The following is a 19,487-nucleotide window of genomic DNA, read 5'->3' on the forward strand; positions in this document are numbered from 1 at the left end:
TGCGGGCAGCTCTGCCAAGCGGCGTGGTTCAGCGGCGGCACAGACCCGCCGCCACGGTCTCCTCAAGGTGCTGCACGGCTTCGCCGGTCTTCGGTTCCAGGGTCATCGTGACGCTGGCGGCGCGGCCGTCGTCGGTGGCCCCGGACCAGGTCCCGAAGCCGGGGATGCCGCCGCTGTGGCCCCAGAAGACGCACGTGTCCGACTGCTTGACCCGCATGATCCCCAGTCCCATGGCGTAGCGGGAGTCCCCCTCCTTCATGGCGACGGTGGTGCGCATCTGCTTGCGCTGGGCCTTCTTGAGGAGAGGGTTGCCGTCGTCCTTGAGCAGTGCGGAGAAGAAGCGGTTGAGGTCGGAGTTGGTGGAGACCATCGCGCCCGCCGCCCAGGCCGCGGAGGGGTCGATCGCGGTGACGTTGCGCGCGGGTGCGCCCGTGGGCTCCGGGCGGTAGCCCTGGGGGTGGCGTTCCCGGATGGTCGTCTCGCCGGGGGCGGGGAAGTAGGTGTGGCGCAGCCCCAGCTTCTGGATGACGCGCTGGTCGATCTGCTGAGCGAGGGGCCTGCCGGTGACCCTCTCCACGATCAGGCCGGCCACCAGGTAGTTGGTGTTGCTGTACGACCACTTCTTGCCGGGCTTGAAGAGGGCCTTGTGCTTGAGGGCGATGTCGAGGGCGTCGCGGGGCGAAACGTAGCGGCGCTCCAGGATGTCGCTGGTGACGTCGTCCTCGAAGTCGGGCAGTCCACTGGTGTGCTGCAGGAGCTGGCGCACCGTGATGCGCTTCCCGTCGACCCCCTCGCCCCGGACGAGTCCCGGCAGGTACTTGTCGACCGGCTTGTTGAGGCTGATCTCGCCCTCGCCGACCAGTTGCAGCACGACCGCCGCGGTGAACGACTTGGTGACGCTGCCGATCCGCACCTGGGCGTCGCGGGGCATCTTCGCGTGCGTGTCCCGGTTCCCCACCCCCGCGGTGTAGGTGCGGAACTTCCCCTTGCCGTCCAGCACGCTCGCCAGCGCGCCGGGTGCGTGATCCGAGTCCACCAGCGTCTCAAGACCCTGTCGCACGGGGTCCGGCCGGGCGGCGCTCGCGGGTGCCGCCACACCAGCGGTGACAGCGGTGGCCAGAGCAAGGGTGCTCAGGGCGAGACGTTGACGCATCGGGGTTCCTCCAGAGTGGGGTGTCGGGCCTGAGCGGCGAGATCAACTCTGCTGGAGGTGCCCACCGTCACCCATCAGGGATGACCCTGACCAGACCCTCGGCCTTCCCGGGAGTCCGCTCCCATCACCTCCCTGGGAGCGGACTCCCGGTCCGCCTCACCTCATCGGCTCCGGCGGTACGTCACAGCCGCGGCGCCGGACGCTCACCCCGCTTCCCCTTGCCGACCGCTCCGCAGAACTCCGCGTCGGCCACGCCGCCCCGCGCGCTCCAGTCGCCGTTGGCGTTGTACGTGAGCGTGTGACGGCCGTCCGCGGTGGTCACGGTCTCCGTGATGGAGCCGGGGGTGCCGCCGCTGTGGCTCCACAGCTTCGCGTGGCAGCTCGTCCTGACGCTGTACAGCCCGAGGCCGTAGCCGGAGTAGTAGGGGTCGTCGGGCGTGGGCACCGTCGTCTGCATGTCGGCGAGTTGCTTCTTGGGCAGCAGCTTGCCGCGCATCAGAGCGCTGAAGAACCGGTTGAGGTCGCCGGTCGTGGAGATGCCCTCGCCTGCCGCCCAGGCCCAGGACATGTTGTTCTCGGTGACGTCGTGGATCCTCGTCGCGGCGGGGTCCTTGCTCAGCTTCGAGTACGCCCGGCTGCTCGGCTTCGGCAGGAAGGGATCGGCGCCCGGGATGCGGGTGGCCCGCAGGCCGAGCGGGTTGATGACGCGCTCACGGATCTCATGCCGGTAGCTGTTGCCGCTGACCTTCTCGATGATCAACCCGGCCAGGATGTAACCGGTGTTGGAGTACGCGTGCCTGGTGCCGGGCGCGAAGTCCGGCTTGTGCGACAGCGCCACCCGTACCAGTTCCCGCGGCGTGTGGGTGTCGTAGCGGTGTGCGGGGAAGCCCTCCAGCAGAACGTCGTGCGCGAACTTCGGGTCGCTGGTGTAGTTGAAGAGCCCGCTGGTGTGGTTGAGGAGTTGGCGCACGGTGATCCGGCTGCCGTCGTTGCCGTTGCCTCGTACGAGGCCGGGGAGCCAGCGCTCCACGGTGTCGTCGAGGTCGAGCCTGCCCTCGGCCTCCAGCTGCAGCAGCACGGTCGCCACGAACGTCTTGGTGATGCTGCCGATCCGGAACCGGTCGTCGGCGCCACGCGGCGTGCCCGTCTTCAGGTTGCCGACGCCCGAAGTCCCGCGCCAGGCACCGCCCTTGTCGACTGCAGTGGCCGTGATCCCGGGGACTTCGTCGGCGACCATGGCGTCCATCGCGCGCTGGGTCGCCGCGTGCCCCTTCCCGGGCTCGGCGTGTGCGGGGAACGTGAACGCGCTAGCGGCCACCGCCGTCGCGGCGAGCCCCACTATCCCGGCGTGCACTCGTCGACGTACTGCCATGACGTGCTCCTTCGTGGTTGAGCGTGCCGTGCCGCGGTCGCGGCACTCACCCGGCCCGTGCGCCCCTCGCGCAGCTCGCGGTGACGCGGTGAACCGTGGTCGCAGGGATGGACTGCGCCTGGATGCAGGGCAGTTGAGGCTCCTGGCGAACTTCGTCCGGAAGGTCGACGGCGGTCAGGAGTACGGTCCTGCCTGGGGTTGTCGCGGGGAGTCCGCTCCCAGGGCCGGGCTCGTCCTGGGAGCGGATGAACTTCCCCGCCCCTGAATGCTCCTCTTGGCGAAGGCCGGGAATCACCGGCGCCATCCATCAGAGGGGTTCCTCCGTGTACGAGCATGTATCGCGCAGTCGCTTCCCGCGCTCCCGCCGGGACGGTCGACGCCGGGCGGTGGCGGTCGTGGCCGCCGGCATCGTGGCGGCCGGGGTGCTGGCACCGACCGCGGCGTTCGCGGGCGGCAGGCCGGACGGTGTCCAGTCGAGCCTGAACACGCTGGTGAAGGACGACGGCCTGCCCGCCGCACTGGCCACCGTCAAGGGCCGCGACGGCCGCACCCGCACGTACACCGCCGGCGTCGGTGACCTCGCCACCGGGGCCAAGGTTCCCCTCGACGGCCAGATACGCGCCGGCAGCAACACCAAGACCTTCACCGCCGTCGTCGTCCTGCAACTCGTCGCCGAAGGGAAGGTCCGCCTGGACGAGCCCGTTGAGACCTACCTGCCGGGCCTGCTGCGCGGCGACGGCATCGACGGACACCGCATCACCGTCCGCCAACTCCTCCAGCACACCAGCGGCCTGCCCGAATACCTGGACAAGGACTCCGTCCTCACCGATCCGACGCGGTACTACGAACCGCGCGAACTCCTCGACGCGGCCCTGGCCCAGAAGGCCCACTTCGCCCCGGGCACGAAATGGGAGTACAACAACACCAACTACCTGCTGGCCGGCTTGATCATCCAGAAGGTCACCGGGCGACCCCTCGGCGAGGAGATCACCAAACGCGTCATCGACCGCATCGGCCTGCGCCACACCTACTTCCCCACCCCTGGGGACATGACCATCCGCAAGGCCCACCCCAAGGGCTACCACCGGGACTCCGACGGGTCGCTCCGCGACTACACCGAACTGGACCCCTCCTGGGGCTGGGCGGCGGGCGCCGTGGTGTCCACCAACTCCGACCTCAACCGCTTCTTCTCCGCGCTGCTCAAGGACAAGGGCAACCCTCTCCTCAAGAGCGCCCAGCGCAAGCAGATGCGCACCACCGTCCGCGCCGACGAGATAGGCCCCGGCGTCCGTTACGGGCTGGGCCTGGTGAGCAGACCCCTGTCGTGCGGCGGCCTGTACTGGGGCCACGGCGGGACCATTCCGGGCTACTACACCGCCGGGGGAGCCACCGATGACGGCCGCTCCGCCAACATCGCGGTGACCATGATCCCAAGTGACGCGTCCGGGCAGCGTGTGGAGGCCACGGTGGATGCGGCCCTCTGCCGCTGACTCCTCTCGGTCCGGCCCCCTGCCCGCGCGGAGCCCGACACCGAGCAGAGTGATCGCGGCTCTCGTGGACGGGGGCCGCGATCACTCTCTTCCGGGTTCCTGCGCGGCTGCCCTCTCCCGGCCCAGGACGGTCGGGTTCAGCCCGCCGAGTTCACCGACCCGGCCTGGACCAGGCCCGACTCGTAGGCCGCGATCACCGCCTGGGCACGGTCGCGGACACCCAGCTTGGCGAAGACGCTGGTGATGTGGTTCTTGACCGTGGAGGCGCTGATGTCCATCGCCGACGCGATCTCGGTGTTGTCGAGACCGGTGGCCAGCAGGTGCCACACCTCGACCTCGCGGGGCGTCAGCTCGCCCGCGCTGGGCACCTGCGACGGCGGCTGCGGACGGCGGGGCGCGGTGACGTAAGCCGAGATCAGACGGGTGAGTAGGCGGGGCGCCACGGCCGCCTCCCCGGTGTGCACGGTGCTCACGGCCGCCACAAGCTCCTCCGGGGAGGCGTCCTTGGGCAGGAATCCGCAGGCGCCGGCGCGCAGGGCGGCGACCACGTACTCGTCCATGTCGAAGGTGCTCAGCGCCAGGACCCGGCATGCGGGCAGCTCCCGCCTGAGCCGCTCGGTTGCCTGGACGCCGTCGAGCACCGGCATCCGGATGTCCATCACCACGACGTGGGGTTGGTGCTGGTGCGCGAGCTCGACCGCCCGCTGCCCGTCGTCCGCCTCGGCCACCACGTCGAACGCCGGGTCAGGGGCCAGGATCAGGGCCACACCCCGCCGCACGAGCGGCTGGTCGTCCGCGATCAGTACCCTGATCCGTTCCGAGGGTCCCGTCATCCGAGCTGTTCCTCTCCGCCGACCGACGCCACCGGCAGGGTGGCCGCCACCCGGAAGCCACCGCCGTCGAGGCCGCCGGCCACCATGCTGCCGCCCTGCAGCGCGACCCGCTCGCGCATGCCGATCAGTCCGTACCCGGTGCGGCGCGACCTCGGTCCACCCACACCGCCCGCTCCCGCCAGGGCACCCACCAGGGTGTCCGCCGGTGCGGCCGTACCGTTGTCGGACACCTCGACGGTGATCCGGTCCGGATGGTACGTCAGCCGCACCCGCGCCTGGGCCCGGCCGGCGTGCTTGCGGGTGTTGGTGAGGGACTCCTGGACGATCCGGAACACCGCAAGGCCGGTGCTCGGTGGCAGCGGGCGTTCCGCCCCGAGGACGGCGAAGTCGACGGGCAGGCCATCCCTTTGGGCCTCCTCGACGAGCTGTCCGAGGCTCCCGACACCGGGCTGCGGCGCGGACGGCACCTCGTCCGGCTCGTCACCGGCCCGGAGCACGTCGAGCAGTTGGCGCATCTCCCGCAGCGCTATCTGCCCGGAGCCCTCCAGGGTGACCAGAGCATCGCGCACCACCTCGGTATCGCCTCCGAGGTTGGCCCTTGCACCACCGGCCATCAGCTGCATGGTGGTGATGTGGTGGGCGACGATGTCGTGCAACTCCCGTGCGATGCGGCGCCGTTCCTGGGCCACCGCACGGTCGGCCAGCAGCCTGCGCCGGACCTCCACCGCGTGCTGCCAGCGCTTCAGTGCCTCGGCCGCAGCGATGACCAGCGCTGCGGAGAGCACGTTGCTCGCCGCGTCCGCGACCGGCGGGGGCAGTGGATGCCCCCGGCCCAGCAGCGTCACGGCGGCCGCCACGAGGGCGGCCGGCGCCACCACCGCGAGACGGCAGGACCGGGCCACGGCGAACAGCGCCACGGTGAGCGTGCCGTTGAAGTGGTGCGGCATCGGCCCGCTCAGGTTCAGCGCCAGGCCCAGGACCAGCACACCCGTCAGCGACGCCAGCGGGTGGCGGCGCCTGGTGAGCAGCGGTACGGCCGCCAGTACGAGCAGGACCAGCGCGGTCAGGGAGACCGGCTGGCCGCCGCCCGGCCCGCCGACCGTGTAGCCGAGGAGATCGACGACGGCCGCCCCGACAGCCACCAGCCAGTCGCTGACGGTCCAGGGCCGGCCGCTAGGTCTCGGTGACGGCGGCAGCGGCCGGTGGTGCGTCGACATGCTGGTGGTCCCTTCCACGGTCGGTCGATCCCGGCTTTCGCCGGTCTACTCGTGACCGCCGTCCGGGAGCCGTCCCCCGCAGCGGCTCACAGTCCCGGGGGGAAGCCAGCGTCCGTGGACCATTCTCGCAGTGGCGCCCGGCCCCGGACAGGTACCCGGGACCGATCCCTGACCAGGACCCTGATCCTGGTCAGGGCTGTGTGCCGGCCCCAGGTCCTGAAGGCGTTCTCCATACCTCGGAGTCTCGCACCTGCCTCGGGCCAGAGTCATCCGTGCGGCAACGGTGGTGTTGCTGTAGTTTCGGCGCAGATGGCCGGTCATGGCCCCCGGGACCCGGTCCGCGCTGGTGAACGACACCTCGGCGAGCTTCACCACCGGCATCCCTTGTGTGGACAGCAAGACCATCTGGGCCCGCCGCCAGGTCACCACCGACCCGGTGCCCCTGCGGATGATCCGCAGCAGCCGCCGGCCCTCGTCATCATCGATCTCGCGTACGCGAACTCGTTCCGCCACCCGCACACGGTGACTGCCGCACGTCACACCCCCCCCCGTGCGATCACCTGTCCGCTGTGCGGTGGAATATGCACCGCACAGCGGAGCGCGACCGCACCGCAGTCGCCGAATCCGTGTCCGCAGCACCCGTCCCCCATGCCCTGTCCCGTCCGGTCTACCGCACCGCTGGTGTACGTGTGCCCGCTCGCGACGCGCAGCGGAAGCGGGGCCAGGTACAAGTGGGGTGCCCACAGGGTCACTTCATCTTGCACAAGGTGGCGTCGACGAGCTGGTCGGTGCGCTTGTTGCGGTCACCCTTGTTCAGGTTGGTGGAGCGCATCACGATGACGCCCTTCTTGCCCTTGCCGATGAAGCCGTTGGCGTTGAGATGGCCGATGGTGCCCCCGCTGTGGCTCCAGGAGCCGCCGCCGCAGCTGAGCTGCGTCCAGAAGATGCCCAGCCCCGCTCTCTTGACCGCCGTGTCGCCCTCCTGAGGGGTCGGCACCGTCTTCTGCATCTGCGCCAACTGCTTGGGGCCCAGCAACTTGCCGCCGAGCAAACCCTGCCAGAAGCTCGCGAGGTCGTTCGAGGTGGTGACGAGATCGCCCGACGAGCTGGCCGAGGTCATGCTCATCTCGGTGCTCTCGATCAGTTGCCCCCCGGGCTTGAACTGGTGATATCCCTTGGCATGCGGCTGGGGAAGGTCCGTCCGGGTGCCTGCGGAGAACGTGTGCTTGAGGCCGAGGGGTTCGATGATCCGGGAACGCACCTCGTCGCTCCAGTGACGGCCCGTCACCTTTTCGATGATCATTCCGACGAGTATGTAGCCGGTGTTGGAGTAGCTCCATCCCTTGCCGGGCTCGAAGCTGGGCCGGTCCCGCAGGGCCATGTCGACCAGTTCGCGCGGCTGGTAGCGGTCGAAGCGGTGCTTCAGGAACTGGCCGGAGTCGAGAATGGGCAGGTGAGGGGCGTAGTCGGGCAGGCCGCTGGTGTGCTGAAGCAGCTGGCGCACGGTGATCCGCCTGCCGTCGTTGCCGTTGCCCTTGACCACTCCGGGCAGCCAGCGGTCAACGGTGTCGTCGAGCCGCATGCGGCCTTCGCCGACCAGTTGCAGCACGACGGTCGATACGAAGGTCTTGGTATTGCTGCCCATCCGGAAGTAGCCCTGGCGCGGCATCTGCCGGTCGGTGCCGAGTTCGGCGGTGCCGCTGTACACGGAGCTGCGCCCGTGACCGTTCACCAAGGTGGCCTGGGCGCCCACCACTCCGTCGTTGCGGACGATGTCGTCCAGGCCCCGCTGGAGGTCCGTCCGGCCGGTTACTGCCGGACGGACTTCCGTCTGGGCCGCCCACGCCGTGGACAACGGCATCACCAGCGCTGCCGTAGCGGCGACCACCGCCACGGAGCCAAGGGCGAGACGGCGGCGCGTGGAGACGGAGTTGGGGCTGGCGTCACGGTTGCTATGGACGTCGCGGACGGAGTTTCGTGGCTGCGTCATGATGGTCACCTCGCATGTCTTGAAGGCCGTCCGACCCACGCAACGCCTTTGCAAAATAGTCGTGTTGTGATGCAGATCGGCCGACCGGACGGTGTGTCCGGCCCAAGATCATTCACCCATGGGGAAGCGATGGGTGGCCATGACGGAGCCCCCCTGGCCGGGGTATGGAAAACCCCACCCCGCTCATTCCGCGCCCTGCCGGGATCGGGATCACGCACGCTCGCGCATGGATCAACCGGGTGCTGTCAAGTTGCGGCTGGGGCAGGTGAGTTGGGCATGCTGAAGGTGTCGTGGTGCCGGTCTCACAGTGTCCGATGCTATAGCGGGGGCGCCGGTGATCGTCCTCCAGGCGGTGTGGCGTGCGGTCATCTCGGTGCGGTAATCGGAGACGGACAACAAGTGCCGGTGGGGCCGGAAGTGGGGTGAGATCCGGGAGAAGCTGGACAGGAAGCGCTGGGCGGTGCGGACGCTGCGGAAGCCCTTCATCGCGTACTCCCGCTGTCGTGTCGGGAGATGGCTGTTCTCGCACCGGTTGTTCAGATACTTCGAGGAGCGGTGCTCGACCGAGGGCATCACGGTGCGGTGCGCGGCCCCGTAGGAGCGGAGTTTGTCGGTAACGATCACTCTGGGCACGTACTGGAGCTGCTTGAGGAGCTTGCGGAAGAACCGCACCGCCGCCTTGGTGTCGCGGCGGTCGGTGACGAGAATGTCGAGGACCTGGCCGTCCTGGTCCACGGCACGCCACAGGTACCGCTGACGCCCGTTCACTTTGATGAACACCTCGTCGAGAGCCATTTGTCGCCCGGCTTGGGCTGCCGGCGGCGCAGCCGGGCCGCGTAGGCGGGGCCGAACCGCTCACCCCACGCCCGCACCGACTCGTAGGTCACCTGGATACCGCGCTCGAACAGCAGCTCCTCCACGTCCCGCAGGGACAGGGGGAAACGGTGGTACAGCCAGACCGCGTGCGAGATCACCTCGGGCGGGAACCGGAAACCCCGGTACGACGGCGCAGTGTCGGCGGCGGTCTCCACGAGCAGGCCCTCCCCGAGACGATCAACCACAGAGATCATCCCACGGACCGCGATCCACTACCTGACAGCACCTACCGCGGGGCAGGCGCCACCGTCCGCACCCCGTACTACGGTCGTGAGCTGCCTGAGAAGTACGCGCAGTTCAACCGCGATCACGCCCGTCTACGAGCTCCCGGCGAGCGCGCCTCAAGCAAGGGAGGATCTTCCGCAAGGCGCGCTGCAGCCCCAGCCGAATCAGCCGCACCGTCGCCGCCGTTCACACCATAGAGATCGCCTGGCGCACAGGTTGAGAAGCGTTCACTGGGCCATTTGCTGGGCTCGGCAGGTCAGGTCGGCGGACGGGAGTCTGCCCGTGGCCAGGTACGCTGTGGCGGTCTTGTCCGCGCAGGAGTTGAAGGGGTAGACGCCGTGTCCCTCTCCTCCGACGACCGTGATCATCCGGGAGCCGTGCAGGGAGCGGTGCATGGCCTGGGCGGCGGGCAGGGGTGTCTGGGAGTCCCACTCGTTCTGCACGATCAGCGCCTTGACCTTGTTGTTCACCTTCGTCGCAGGCTCGGTGCCCGGCTTCCAGAAGGCGCAGGGCTTGATCGTGGACGCGAAGTCGCCGTACAGCGGGTAGCGGGCCTTGTCGCGGATCGCGTCGCGGCGGTACTGCTCGGGGTCGCCCGGCCACGCCCTCGCGGTGTCGGCGCAGATGACCGCCCAGATACTCCCGTCGCTGGTGTCCTCCTCAAAAGACGGGGTCGGCTTCGTGCCCCCGGCGGCCTGCTTCAGCTCGGCGACCCAGTCGGCGGCGTCCCGGGCGTTGAAGAACTTGTGGCGCTGGGCGCGGATGCCGTCACCGGTGAGGGGGCCCTCGGTGGAGTCGACCGGCTTGCGGTCAGCCCGGGCGACCAGGTCCCAGAAGGTCTTGCGGACCTTGTCCGGGGTGTTGCCCAGGTGGTACGTGGTGTGTCGCTGAGCGGTCCAGCGGGTCCAGCGCGTGAAGGCGGGCTCGGTTCCCTCCGCCATGTCCTGCAAGATGCCCCGCCCGAACCGCGCGGGGTCGACCGCGCTGTCCAGGACGAACCGGTCCGTTCGTCGGGGGAACATCTGCATGTAGACCGCGCCGAGGTAAGTGCCGTACGAGTACCCCAGGTAGGAGATCTTCCGCTCGCCCAGCGCGGCGCGGAGGACGTCCATGTCGCGGACAGTGTTGCGGGTGGTGAGGTGCCGCAGCTTGTCACCATTCTTGGCCCGGCACTTGTCGGCCACCGTGCGGGCCCACTGCACGTCCTTCGCGAAGGTCTCGGGCTTGTACGGGCGGTCCATGCTCTTTTCGTCGGCCGTCAGGCCGCAGCTGACGGGGGAGCTCCGCCCGACGCCCCTCGGGTCGAACCCGATCAAGTCGTACTGCCTCTTCACCTTCCCGGGCAGCTCCGCCCCCACGTCCACGGGCAGCTTCAGGCCCTCCCCGCCGGGACCGCCGGGGTTGAGAAGCAGTACGCCATGACGGTCCTGCGGGCTGCTCGCCTTCACCCGGGACACCGCGATGTCGAGCTTCTGGCCAGCGGGATCGCCGTAGTCCAGCGGCACCTTGAGGGTCGTGCACTGGTACGTGGCGGGGGTCGCCGGGTCGCAGCGCTTCCAGTGGAGCTGCTGGTGCGTGTACGGCCGCAGGGGGTCCTTGGCCGCGGAGACATCGGGGGCGGCGAAGGTCGTCGTAGGGCTCAGTGCCGAAAGGAAAGCTCCCGCTATGCCTACGGCCGCGAGAGACGTTATTCGTGTTTTTCGCACAGTGATACTCGTCCTTGTCGAGGAGAGGAAAGGAGAGGAGAGGGCACGATCATGGTTTCCGGGGTAGCGGAGGCGCATCGCTGAAAGGCGGGAAAAGGGCCTCCCTCGATCGGGGGAGGCCCCCTCTGAGCTGCCCGGTCATACTGGCCGAATCATGGTGACGGGAATCCGGCCGCTGCTGCGCGGCTCTACGTATGCGGGCATGCTGTTCGCCCTCTTCGGCGCGTTGGCGAGCCTTCCGCTGATGCCGTTCGCCGTGCTGCCGAAGCTGGTGTGGCCGTCTGCGCCCTATGCGGTGCAGCCCGTTCTGGCGCTGTTGTTCTGGGCAGCGCTGGTCGGTGGGATGGGGCTTGTCCGGCCCGTGCGGCGGGTGTTGATCATGGGCGCCCGGCGTCTGCTGGGGGTGCCGTTGCCGGATCCCGCTCCCGCTGCCGTGCCGTCCGGCGCGGACCGCTGGCGTACTCCGCTGTGGCTGCTGCTGCATGTGGCGGTGGGGTGGACGGGGGCGCTGGTCGGCGGCGTGCTGCTCGGCGCGGGCCTTGCCCTTCCGCTCGGCGCCCCGGTGGGAGTGAGCCTGTTCGGCTGGTCGGTGCGGGCGGAGGGCGGCGGCTGGTGGGGCTGGGCCCTTGCGCTTGGCTGCGTGCTTCTGGCGGCGCTTGTGTGCGTTGCGGTGTCGAGCGCTCTGCGGTGGCTGGCGCCCGGGCTGTTGGGGCCCTCGGCGGCCGAGCGGCTCGCGCTGGCCGCCGAGCGGGAGCAGCAGCTTGGCGAACGCAACCGGCTGGCCCACGAGTTGCACGACTCCATCGGGCACACGCTGACGGCGACCACGATCCAGGCGGCGGTCGCGGGCGAGGTCCTGTCCGCCGACCCGGTGGCGGCGCGGGCCGCGCTGCGCAGCATCGAGGAGTCGGCCCGGGCCGCGCTGGAGGACCTGGACTACGTCCTCGGCGTCCTGCGCGAGGAGAAGGCGGAGACCGCGCCGACCCGCACGCTGGCCGACCTGCCCGAGCTGCTCGACCGGTTGCGGCATACGGGGGCCGTGGTGGAGCCGGAGCTGTCGGGCGAGTTGGCGCAGGTGCAGGGGACGCTGTCCCGGGCGGCGTACCGGATCGTGCAGGAGGGGCTGACGAACGCGTTGCGGCACGGGGCAGGCGGGCCGGTCCAGGTCCGGGTGGCGGTCAGGCCGGACGCGCTGGAGCTGAGTGTGGTCAACCGGACCGGTGCGGCGACGAGCACGGGTGGCTTCCCGACGTCCGGGCACGGTCTGCCCGGCCTGGCCGAGCGGGTGCGGCTGCTGCACGGCGAGTTCGCCTCCGGTCCGGACGGGCCGCAGCGGTGGCGTCTCGCGGTGCGGCTGCCGGTGCGGGCGTCGGTGTGACCGGCCCTGACGCGAGCGTGCCCGTCAGCCTCCTGATCGCGGACGACGAGGTGACCCGCAGCGGTCTGCGTACGCTGCTCGCGGCGCGGCCCGCGATCACGCCCGTCTACGAGCTCCCGGCGAGCGCGCCTTCGCGCGCCTCAAGCAATGGAGGATCTTCCGCAAGGCGCGCTGCAGCCCCAGCCGAATCAGCCGCACCGTCGCCGCCGTTCACATCAGAGTGCGGTACGTGATCTTCCGTCCGGCTTGTCGTCGCTCGATGGTGTGATGTTGGGGCATCGTCGCCGGTCAGGCGTTCGCGGTTCGCTTGGGTTCTGGCATGAGCATGCGCATGTCGTACTCGACTGATGTCTCCGACGAGCGATGGGTCCTGGTCGAGCCCGTGATCACCGCGTGGAAGGCCGCGCATCCGTCGGTCAGCGGCCACCAGGGCCGATACGCGATGCGGGAGATCGTGAACGCGATCCTTTACCAGAACCGCAGCGGCTGCCAGTGGGACTTGCTGCCCCACGATCTGCCGCCCGCCGGGGCGGTGAAGTACTACTTCTACACGTGGCGCGACGACGGCACCGACCAGACCGTCCACGACCTGCTGCGGTGGCAACTGCGGGAGAAGAACCGGCGATTAGCCGACCCGAGCCTCATCGTGATGGACGCCCAGAGTCTCCACGCCGCCGTCGGCGTCCCGGCCGGCACGACCGGCAAGGACGCTTCGAAAAGAGTGCCTGGCAGGAAGAGATGCTTGGCGGTAGACGTGTCGGGCCTGGTCGTCGAGGCCGTCGTCCTGCCCGCTTCCGCGCACGACAACGCCGCCGGCGTCGCGCTGCTGGACGGCGTGGCCGCTCAGATGGACACCGTCAAGAAGGCCCTGGTCGACCAGGGGTTCAAGAAGAGCGTCGTCGACCACGGCAAGAAGTACGGGATCGACGTCGAGATCGTCGGGCGCAACCCGGCCGAGAAGGGCTTCGTCCCGCAGGCCAAGCGGTGGATCGTGGAGCAGACGAACGGGATCTTGATGTTCTACCGCCGTCTCGTGCGTGACTACGAACACCGGCTCGCCACCTCCCGCTCTCGGGTGTTCTGGGCGATGACGTCGGTCATGGCCCGTCGCCTCACCGGCGCCACCATCGCCTCCTGGAGGACGGCATGACCGAAAACCCGCAGATCACAGCAGTTCTGGAATACGTCGAGGCACGTGAGCGCGAACTGATGGAACAGGCCGGGCTTCTCCGCGGCCGCATCGAAGAACTCACCGCGCAGTTGGCCGAGTTCGACGCAGAGAGCGAGAACCTCCGCGTCACCCGCAAGACTCTCCTGGCGCTGCCCGCACCCACCAGCGAGTCCGACCGCCCCGAGGTCCCCGATCACCCCGCTTACCAGCAGATCCTCGCTGCTTTCGCAGACACCGGGCATCCGATGCGGGCCCGCGACCTGTGCCAGGCACTCGACCTGCCGGTCGTCCCGAAGAACACTGAGGGCATCCGGTCCAAGCTGAAACGCCTGGTCGCCAGGGGCATCCTCGGCGAACCCGAACCCGGCCTGTTCGCCCAGCCCGGCACCTAACGCACATCGCGGCCCGATGACCAGCCGTCCTCACTCAAGCCCAACCACGAAACGGACAACTACTCACGTTCCGCACTCTCAGAGGGCAGTTCGTCACGCGGGGCAACCTGGGCGGCGCTTTGGGCCCGTAACGGCGGCTTCTTCTTCCTCTTCTTCGGCATGCACAGGACAGTAGCCACCCCCACTGACACGGCCGTGCCCCAAGCAGGTCAGTGATAGGGACGCCGCGCTGCCAGCAGGCGATCCACCGGGGGAGGGCTTCACAGAGGCACTGCCGGCAACGTCTGTGTGAAGCGCAAAGTGATCCCGGAATACTCTCCGCGCGAGGACACGTCAGTTCGGGCAAGGAGGCGTAGGCCGCGTGGCTCTATGCCTGCGCTCGACCTGCGCTACCCGGCGCGGTCAGCGCGGCCCGGATTCTGTGGTCGAGATGTGCATCGTCGATGAGGTGACTGAAATGTCGTGCGCAGTCGGGGTGTTGGCGAAGCATCGAAGCTACCGAACTAGCATTGTCACCGCTCAAGGTACGCAGCCACGCCGCGATGTCCCTCTGCGGGCCCCACTGGTCCCAGCTCGCGTCCCACTCGAAGGCCCCGTTGCAGCACTCTTCGAGTAGGTCGAGTGCACCGATTGCTGCCGCTCGCTGCGCGATGCCGATGAGCCACATGATGGTGGCGTCGACTTCTCCCCGTTCGGGAGATCGGTGCGTGCCCAGGAGCGTGGCCATGGCCCGGACAATGTCGAGGGTGTGCTGAAGGTTGGATTCCAGGGCTGGCAGGAGGGACTGCAGCGGCAGTTTGACCAGCAGGTCGCAGTACAGTGCCGCGTCATCGGTATGCCTCGCGGCCAGCGCGACCAGTTCGTGCGCAGCAGTATCAGAACCTGCGTGCAGGGAACGCTGCAGGATCGATGCCCTCGCCAAAGGGGACTGCGCTGAGGGCCGCGTTTCCTGGCGAACCAGCTGGCGCAGTGCCTGAACGGTGTGTGGCCGCCGGCTGGGATCGGTCTGGGTGGCGTGACGCACGATGCTCCTCCAAGGCCCAGCCTTGGGCAGCAGCGGCACATTGATCGCGGGCATGTCCCCGGTCACGGCCCAGCCGATCAGCTGACCGATGCTGTACACATCGGCGGCACCCGTGGCGCTGTGTGCGTCGATAGAGAGTTCCGGTGCGGCGAAGCCGTCCGAGCCGAAGCGAACGCCGACACGGGTGCGTTGCGGGTCGGTTGTCTGTCCGCGCGGGCGGCGGGCGATACCCCAGTCCGCCAGCACCCAACGCCCCTCATACAGCAGAACGTTGGCCGGCTTGATGTCGCGGTGGATCCACCCTTCCGGATGAGCAGCGGACAAGGCCGAGCACAGGGCTTCGACAAGCTTGCTCAGTTCGGACGTTTCCACGAGCCGGTCTCGCACCTGTTCGGCGGTGAAGGGGGCGTACGGCATGACGAACCAGCAGTGGTCGTCGTCCGCGTCCAAGATCGGCATGGCGTGCGGGTGCCCGTCGAGCCAACGGCCCAGGGTGATCTCGCGCCGCATGCGGGCGCGCTTTCGTTCGGGCGGGTTTCGGTCGTGGAGCTTCTTCAGCACGACCTTCACGCCTGTCCGTTTGTGTATCGCGCGAAAGACGTCTGCTTGACCTCCGTCGGCGAACGGCAGACGTTCGCATTGGTAGTCCTTCCGTTCCCCTCGGGCCAGGCGTCTCACCCTCGCTTCATCCTTAGTCGCCGTAGAGGTGGGCTGGGGCACTCGCGCAGAAGGGTGTCGGGTACCGGGCACTGGGTCTGGGTCTGGGTCCGCAAGTTCAACAGGGCTGCCGGCCGCCTGGTGAGGTTGCTCTGTGCCTACGAGGCGGCGTGCCGTGTAGACCGGGGATCCGCTGATTACGGCTGAGGCTTCCAGCTGGTAACCGTCGGGAGCCAGGACCCGGTTGAGTGCGGTCAGGAGCCGCGCTACCTCTTGCTCGTCGGTGCGCACCGCGGGGTGAAGGGTCTCACTGAGGAAGCGGAGCAGCGTCTCGTCCGGTCCGCTTCGCAGGCCGAACCGGTCGTCGCTGAAGATCCAGTCGTTGTCCCAGTCGTCGTTGTCGTACCGGTGCTTCGCGATGTCCTCGCGTGCCGTTGCGAACCTCGAGTCATGGCTCGGCAAGGCGTCGAGGTCATACAGACGTTCCAGGAACGAGAGGTCGCCCAGACCTCCCGTCCAATCCGTCGCGCTGAGCTTCTCGACGATGCGACGCCGGGTCACCTCGGTGAGCGACGCCCTGCTGCTGTCCGTGCGAGGCGAGCTTTGGGTGCGGACTGCTGGTTGCCACGCGCCTGGTATCTCGGTGATGCGGCCGCGTTCGTCGAACTGCAGGCCGTCTCGTTGTAGTGCGTCGGCCAGCTCGTCCTGCCAGGACCCGCTCCATGCCTCTCGCTGCCCCGTGCGAATGATGTCCTCGAACACGCGCAGCGCCCTGGTCACGTGGCCGCGGTCGGTCCAGTCAACGGCGGCAGCGTAGGACTCGAAGGCGATGCGGCGGACGCTGGAGTCCGTGTATCGAAGTTCGTCGTCGGGTACGGGGGCGAAGTTGCTGCTCTGCCACGCCTCTCCGATCGTGCGAAGGGTCAGGTTCGTCGCCAGCGAACGAAACCTCACCCGAGTGGCGCGGCTGACCAGGTCTGTAGAACGCGGGGGCATAGACAAGAGGATATGACCGCGACCGCAGGCTCTGGAGCGCACCTTCCGCCGCGGGCCCGGGCCGAACGGCGATCCCACTCGAGCACTGGCTCTATGACATACGGCGCACGGCACGGAGGTCGCCTGGTGTCGAACGACTGGCGTCGATCAACCGATAGATCTCACGGGCCACATACCGCTTCAAGCTCCGAATGATCTCCCTCCGGGTTTTCCCCTCGGCGACACGTCGCTCGTAGTACGCCTGCGTCCGCGGGTCCCAGCGCAATCGGGCGAGCACGATGCGGTGCAGTGCGGCATTCGCTTGTCGGTGTCCACCGCGGTTGAGCCGGCGATGCTGCCGACTGCCCGATGAGTATTCGACCGGGCTCACCCCGCACAACGCCGCGAAGGACGCCTCGCCACGCATGCGCTCACGGTTGTCCCCCAAGACGGTCAACAGAACTGCCGCGCTGTGTGGCCCCACTCCGATCGCCTCGAGCAGGCGCGGAAAGTGCGTCGCGATCACCTCCGCCATGCGTTGCTCCAGCACGCGGGCCTGCGCACCCAGGTGTTCGACGCGCTCGGCGAGTACGCGCACGGTGAACCTCGTTGCCCGCGCCACGGGGTCGACCGCGTCGTCACCCTCGGCCAACTGCAGACAAGCCAGCTCGAGCCTTCGGCGCGACAAGCTCCGCAACTCATCACGGAGCTCCGGCCCGGCGGTAACCAAGATGGCCTTGAGCTGGTTCACCGCCTGCCGTTTGGCACAGACCGCAGAGTCCTTGGCCATCACGTACATGCGCAGGATCTCGACCGGGCCACACCCTGTATTCACCGGGAACTGTGCGCGGCCACTGAGCACCGAGCGGGCAGCAGCGACGGCGTCACCCTCGTCCGACTTGCTCCGTCGGCGCCGAGCGACGCGTCCAGGGCCAGGGGCCTCCACCACCGCAATGCCCACAGAGATTAGGTGCCGAGACAGTGCCGCCCCGTAGTTGCCGGCACTCTCCACTCCTGCCCGTTGCACCACACCTCAAGTGCGAGCCCACGCGACAACATCTCGATAGCCATTCGCTGTAGTCGGGAACCGCGCAACAGCCAGAATCTGTCCCAGCATCGACATCACCGCCGCCACATGGACGTCACGATGCGAGTCGACTCCGAGGACCACGTCACCTGCCTGCGCAGGAGAATCAGCGTCGGGGCGAGCGCTTGATGACTCGATCATCCACTCACCCCCGTCGGCATTCACCGTGTTGCCGGGCACCGGGTCCGGGGAGCAGTCATCAGTGCCACGGTGCAGCTACACGAACGCATTGCAGTGCTCTAGACATGCTCGCCCGGCCTCGTCTTTGAGCTCACTGCCCCGCCCCGCGTCGACACAGGATGGTTAGGACACAGCGGTCAGAAATGTCAGGAGCCAGCCCACAGCACAGAAGCAGTACTGGACGAATACTTCCCGACTGCCCACAAGGTGTATCTCGTTACGCCACCACGCGCCGCAGAGGGCACACCAGCGCGCTTCAACGCGCCCGCCTGAACTGACTTGCTTGCCCTACCTGTTACCCGGCGGACACTCCATACGCGAGACAGTCGGACGCTGCAGACCCACACCCCGTGCGTCACTCAGCGCCCCATTCCTCTCAGCTCAGCCCTGACTGTCAGAACCTGCCCGTAGCTTTGTGAGTCCTACTCGCGGCGGCTACGGGGAGAACCCATGGACGACGATCTTCAGGTCGATAGCGACGAGGACCTCTTCCGTAACCCCGTCTACTACGAACCAGCCGGCTGCAACCTCGACTTGGACCGCGCCGATCTCGGTGTACCCAACGGCGAAGACCTCCTCAATGTGCTCCTGCGCATGCGAGGGCGTGTCCCCGTCGACAAGCGGGGGCTGATCTGCCCTGACTGTCTGAAGATTCGCGGTCGGCGCGTCCCCATGTATCTCGTCCAGCGTGATGGCATTTGGCTTGCCTCCCATTACCGAAAGCCCGGAGACAAGCCGATCAGCCACGAGTCCGACGAACACCTCGCGCGCAAAGAACGCGTCGCGAAGGACTCCGAAGATCACGGATTCCATGCTGACATCGAGTCGCAGACCCCCGACGGACACGCACGGCTCGACGTACGCATCGATGGCGCCAACGGCATCGTCTTGGGCTACGAACCTCAGCTGAGCGCCCAGACCGCCCGCGGAATGCGCGCGCGGGAGGGATTCCGGCGCCGCGCTGGGATCCAATCCGTCTGGGATTTCGCTGATCCCGACCACGCAGGCATCGGCACCGTCCCGTACGTCCGCACACCCAACTTGCCGGCCTCCGTCATCCGCGTGCAGAAGAACCCCATAGCGGTCCAGGACGGCAACTTCGTCTTGGAGGAGGGCCAGTGCAGCCAAAGCGGCACCCTCACCCGGTGCCCCGAGAAGCCCTACGACCCCGAGAACCCGACCGACACCGGGTACTGCGGGGGCTGGCACCGCGTCCTGGTGCCAGCCCACCAATCGAGCACCTTCACCGGGGAAGGCGGCCTCACACTCACCCGGTTCATCGTGGAGGCAGCTGCCGGCGAGCGGATCCCATTCCAGCGAAGCGGGCACCATGGCTGGCTCCCGGCACAGCAGTGGCAGCAGTACCTCGAGGCGAACGGGCCCGCCCTGGACGACAAAGCGCGGCAGCCATCCATCCGACAGGGAGACCGACGCGACAGATGCACCGAGGACCGGCCGGCTTCGGAAGTGCGCACTGAACCAAGGCAGCAACGTGGCAGCCGCTCGATCGTCCTTGAGACCCGCCCTCTAGAAACCGAACCCGGCAACGTTCCGGTCGACGCACTGGGGCAAGTGATCCCGCCGTGCCGCTTCTGCGGCCAACCCGCAAGCCTTCCCGGTCCAGAAGGGCTGCCCGAGCACTTCTCCTGCCGCAGAAGGCACGATCCGTAAGCGCTCGACCGTTGCAGTCCGCACCCGTCGACCGTTGGCGTCGATCTCGGCCGCACAACGCATGCCCCCAGCGAGGCAACCCGATGTGGG

General features: G+C 68.3%; 13 protein-coding genes and 3 pseudogenes. 6 read left to right on the forward strand and 10 right to left on the reverse strand.

Annotated elements, in window-relative coordinates; all coding sequences use genetic code 11:
* Positions 1 to 28 precede the first annotated feature (28 nt).
* Positions 29 to 1,153: a serine hydrolase domain-containing protein gene (locus MQV74_RS06260; RefSeq protein ID WP_242715028.1), complete on the reverse strand. Its 1,125-nt coding sequence runs from the start codon at positions 1,151 to 1,153 to the stop codon at positions 29 to 31.
* A gap of 181 nt (positions 1,154 to 1,334) precedes the next feature.
* Positions 1,335 to 2,525 (reverse strand): serine hydrolase domain-containing protein, encoded by a 1,191-nt coding sequence (locus tag MQV74_RS06265; protein WP_242715029.1) that lies wholly within the window; start codon positions 2,523 to 2,525, stop codon positions 1,335 to 1,337.
* Between the two features lie 395 nt (positions 2,526 to 2,920).
* On the opposite strand from MQV74_RS06265, the gene MQV74_RS06270 reads away from it, so the two are divergent.
* The gene (locus MQV74_RS06270) at positions 2,921 to 4,015 is read left to right on the forward strand and encodes a serine hydrolase domain-containing protein (RefSeq protein WP_242715030.1); all 1,095 of its coding nucleotides are present in this window, start codon (positions 2,921 to 2,923) and stop codon (positions 4,013 to 4,015) included.
* Between the two features lie 137 nt (positions 4,016 to 4,152).
* On the opposite strand, the gene MQV74_RS06275 is transcribed toward MQV74_RS06270, so the two are convergent.
* The 5 genes and pseudogenes from MQV74_RS06275 to MQV74_RS06295 form a co-directional block, all read right to left on the reverse strand.
* A complete protein-coding gene (locus tag MQV74_RS06275) occupies positions 4,153 to 4,848 on the reverse strand; it encodes a response regulator (protein WP_242715031.1) in 696 nt (231 codons plus the stop codon).
* Positions 4,845 to 6,065, reverse strand: a complete 1,221-nt coding sequence (locus MQV74_RS06280; RefSeq protein WP_242715032.1) for a sensor histidine kinase — start codon at positions 6,063 to 6,065, stop codon at positions 4,845 to 4,847. Before MQV74_RS06280 ends, MQV74_RS06275 begins: the two co-directional genes overlap by 4 nt.
* Before the next feature lie 330 nt (positions 6,066 to 6,395).
* Positions 6,396 to 6,578: pseudogene (locus MQV74_RS41125) on the reverse strand (IS630 family transposase); the annotation flags it as partial.
* A 235-nt stretch (positions 6,579 to 6,813) separates the two neighbouring features.
* Entirely contained in the window at positions 6,814 to 8,055 is a 1,242-nt protein-coding gene (locus MQV74_RS06290; protein WP_242715034.1) for a serine hydrolase domain-containing protein, read from the reverse strand.
* A 231-nt stretch (positions 8,056 to 8,286) separates the two neighbouring features.
* Positions 8,287 to 9,125 (reverse strand): annotated as a pseudogene (locus tag MQV74_RS06295) (IS6 family transposase).
* An 18-nt stretch (positions 9,126 to 9,143) separates the two neighbouring features.
* On the opposite strand from MQV74_RS06295, the pseudogene MQV74_RS06300 reads away from it, so the two are divergent.
* Positions 9,144 to 9,376, forward strand: a pseudogene (locus MQV74_RS06300) (IS5/IS1182 family transposase); the annotation flags it as partial.
* 7 nt (positions 9,377 to 9,383) lie between these two features.
* Here the strand turns inward: MQV74_RS06300 and MQV74_RS06305 are convergent.
* On the reverse strand, positions 9,384 to 10,862 hold the full coding sequence (locus MQV74_RS06305; protein WP_374120589.1) for an alpha/beta hydrolase: 1,479 nt from the start codon (positions 10,860 to 10,862) through the stop codon (positions 9,384 to 9,386).
* Between the two features lie 154 nt (positions 10,863 to 11,016).
* Between MQV74_RS06305 and MQV74_RS06310 the strand changes: the two genes are divergently transcribed.
* The 3 genes from MQV74_RS06310 to MQV74_RS06320 all read left to right on the forward strand — a co-directional run bounded on the left by MQV74_RS06310 (position 11,017) and on the right by MQV74_RS06320 (position 13,803).
* Complete coding sequence (locus tag MQV74_RS06310) at positions 11,017 to 12,240, forward strand: sensor histidine kinase (protein WP_242715036.1); 1,224 nt, start codon at positions 11,017 to 11,019, stop codon at positions 12,238 to 12,240.
* Between the two features lie 319 nt (positions 12,241 to 12,559).
* Positions 12,560 to 13,390: an IS5 family transposase gene (locus MQV74_RS06315; RefSeq protein ID WP_242715037.1), complete on the forward strand. Its 831-nt coding sequence runs from the start codon at positions 12,560 to 12,562 to the stop codon at positions 13,388 to 13,390.
* The gene (locus tag MQV74_RS06320) at positions 13,387 to 13,803 is read left to right on the forward strand and encodes a hypothetical protein (protein WP_242715038.1); all 417 of its coding nucleotides are present in this window, start codon (positions 13,387 to 13,389) and stop codon (positions 13,801 to 13,803) included. Before MQV74_RS06315 ends, MQV74_RS06320 begins: the two co-directional genes overlap by 4 nt.
* A 367-nt stretch (positions 13,804 to 14,170) precedes the next feature.
* On the opposite strand, the gene MQV74_RS06325 is transcribed toward MQV74_RS06320, so the two are convergent.
* Both MQV74_RS06325 and MQV74_RS06330 read right to left on the reverse strand, forming a co-directional pair.
* Positions 14,171 to 16,480 carry a protein kinase domain-containing protein gene (locus tag MQV74_RS06325; RefSeq protein WP_242715039.1) on the reverse strand — a complete coding sequence of 770 codons (2,310 nt, stop codon included), beginning with the start codon at positions 16,478 to 16,480 and terminating at the stop codon, positions 14,171 to 14,173.
* Between the two features lie 91 nt (positions 16,481 to 16,571).
* On the reverse strand, positions 16,572 to 17,258 hold the full coding sequence (locus tag MQV74_RS06330) for a transposase (protein ID WP_242715040.1): 687 nt from the start codon (positions 17,256 to 17,258) through the stop codon (positions 16,572 to 16,574).
* 918 nt (positions 17,259 to 18,176) lie between these two features.
* On the opposite strand from MQV74_RS06330, the gene MQV74_RS06335 reads away from it, so the two are divergent.
* The gene (locus MQV74_RS06335; RefSeq protein WP_242715041.1) at positions 18,177 to 19,397 is read left to right on the forward strand and encodes a hypothetical protein; all 1,221 of its coding nucleotides are present in this window, start codon (positions 18,177 to 18,179) and stop codon (positions 19,395 to 19,397) included.
* Positions 19,398 to 19,487 lie beyond the last annotated feature (90 nt).

This window comes from Streptomyces sp. AN091965 (genome assembly GCF_022698285.1).
Lineage (GTDB): Bacteria > Actinomycetota > Actinomycetes > Streptomycetales > Streptomycetaceae > Streptomyces.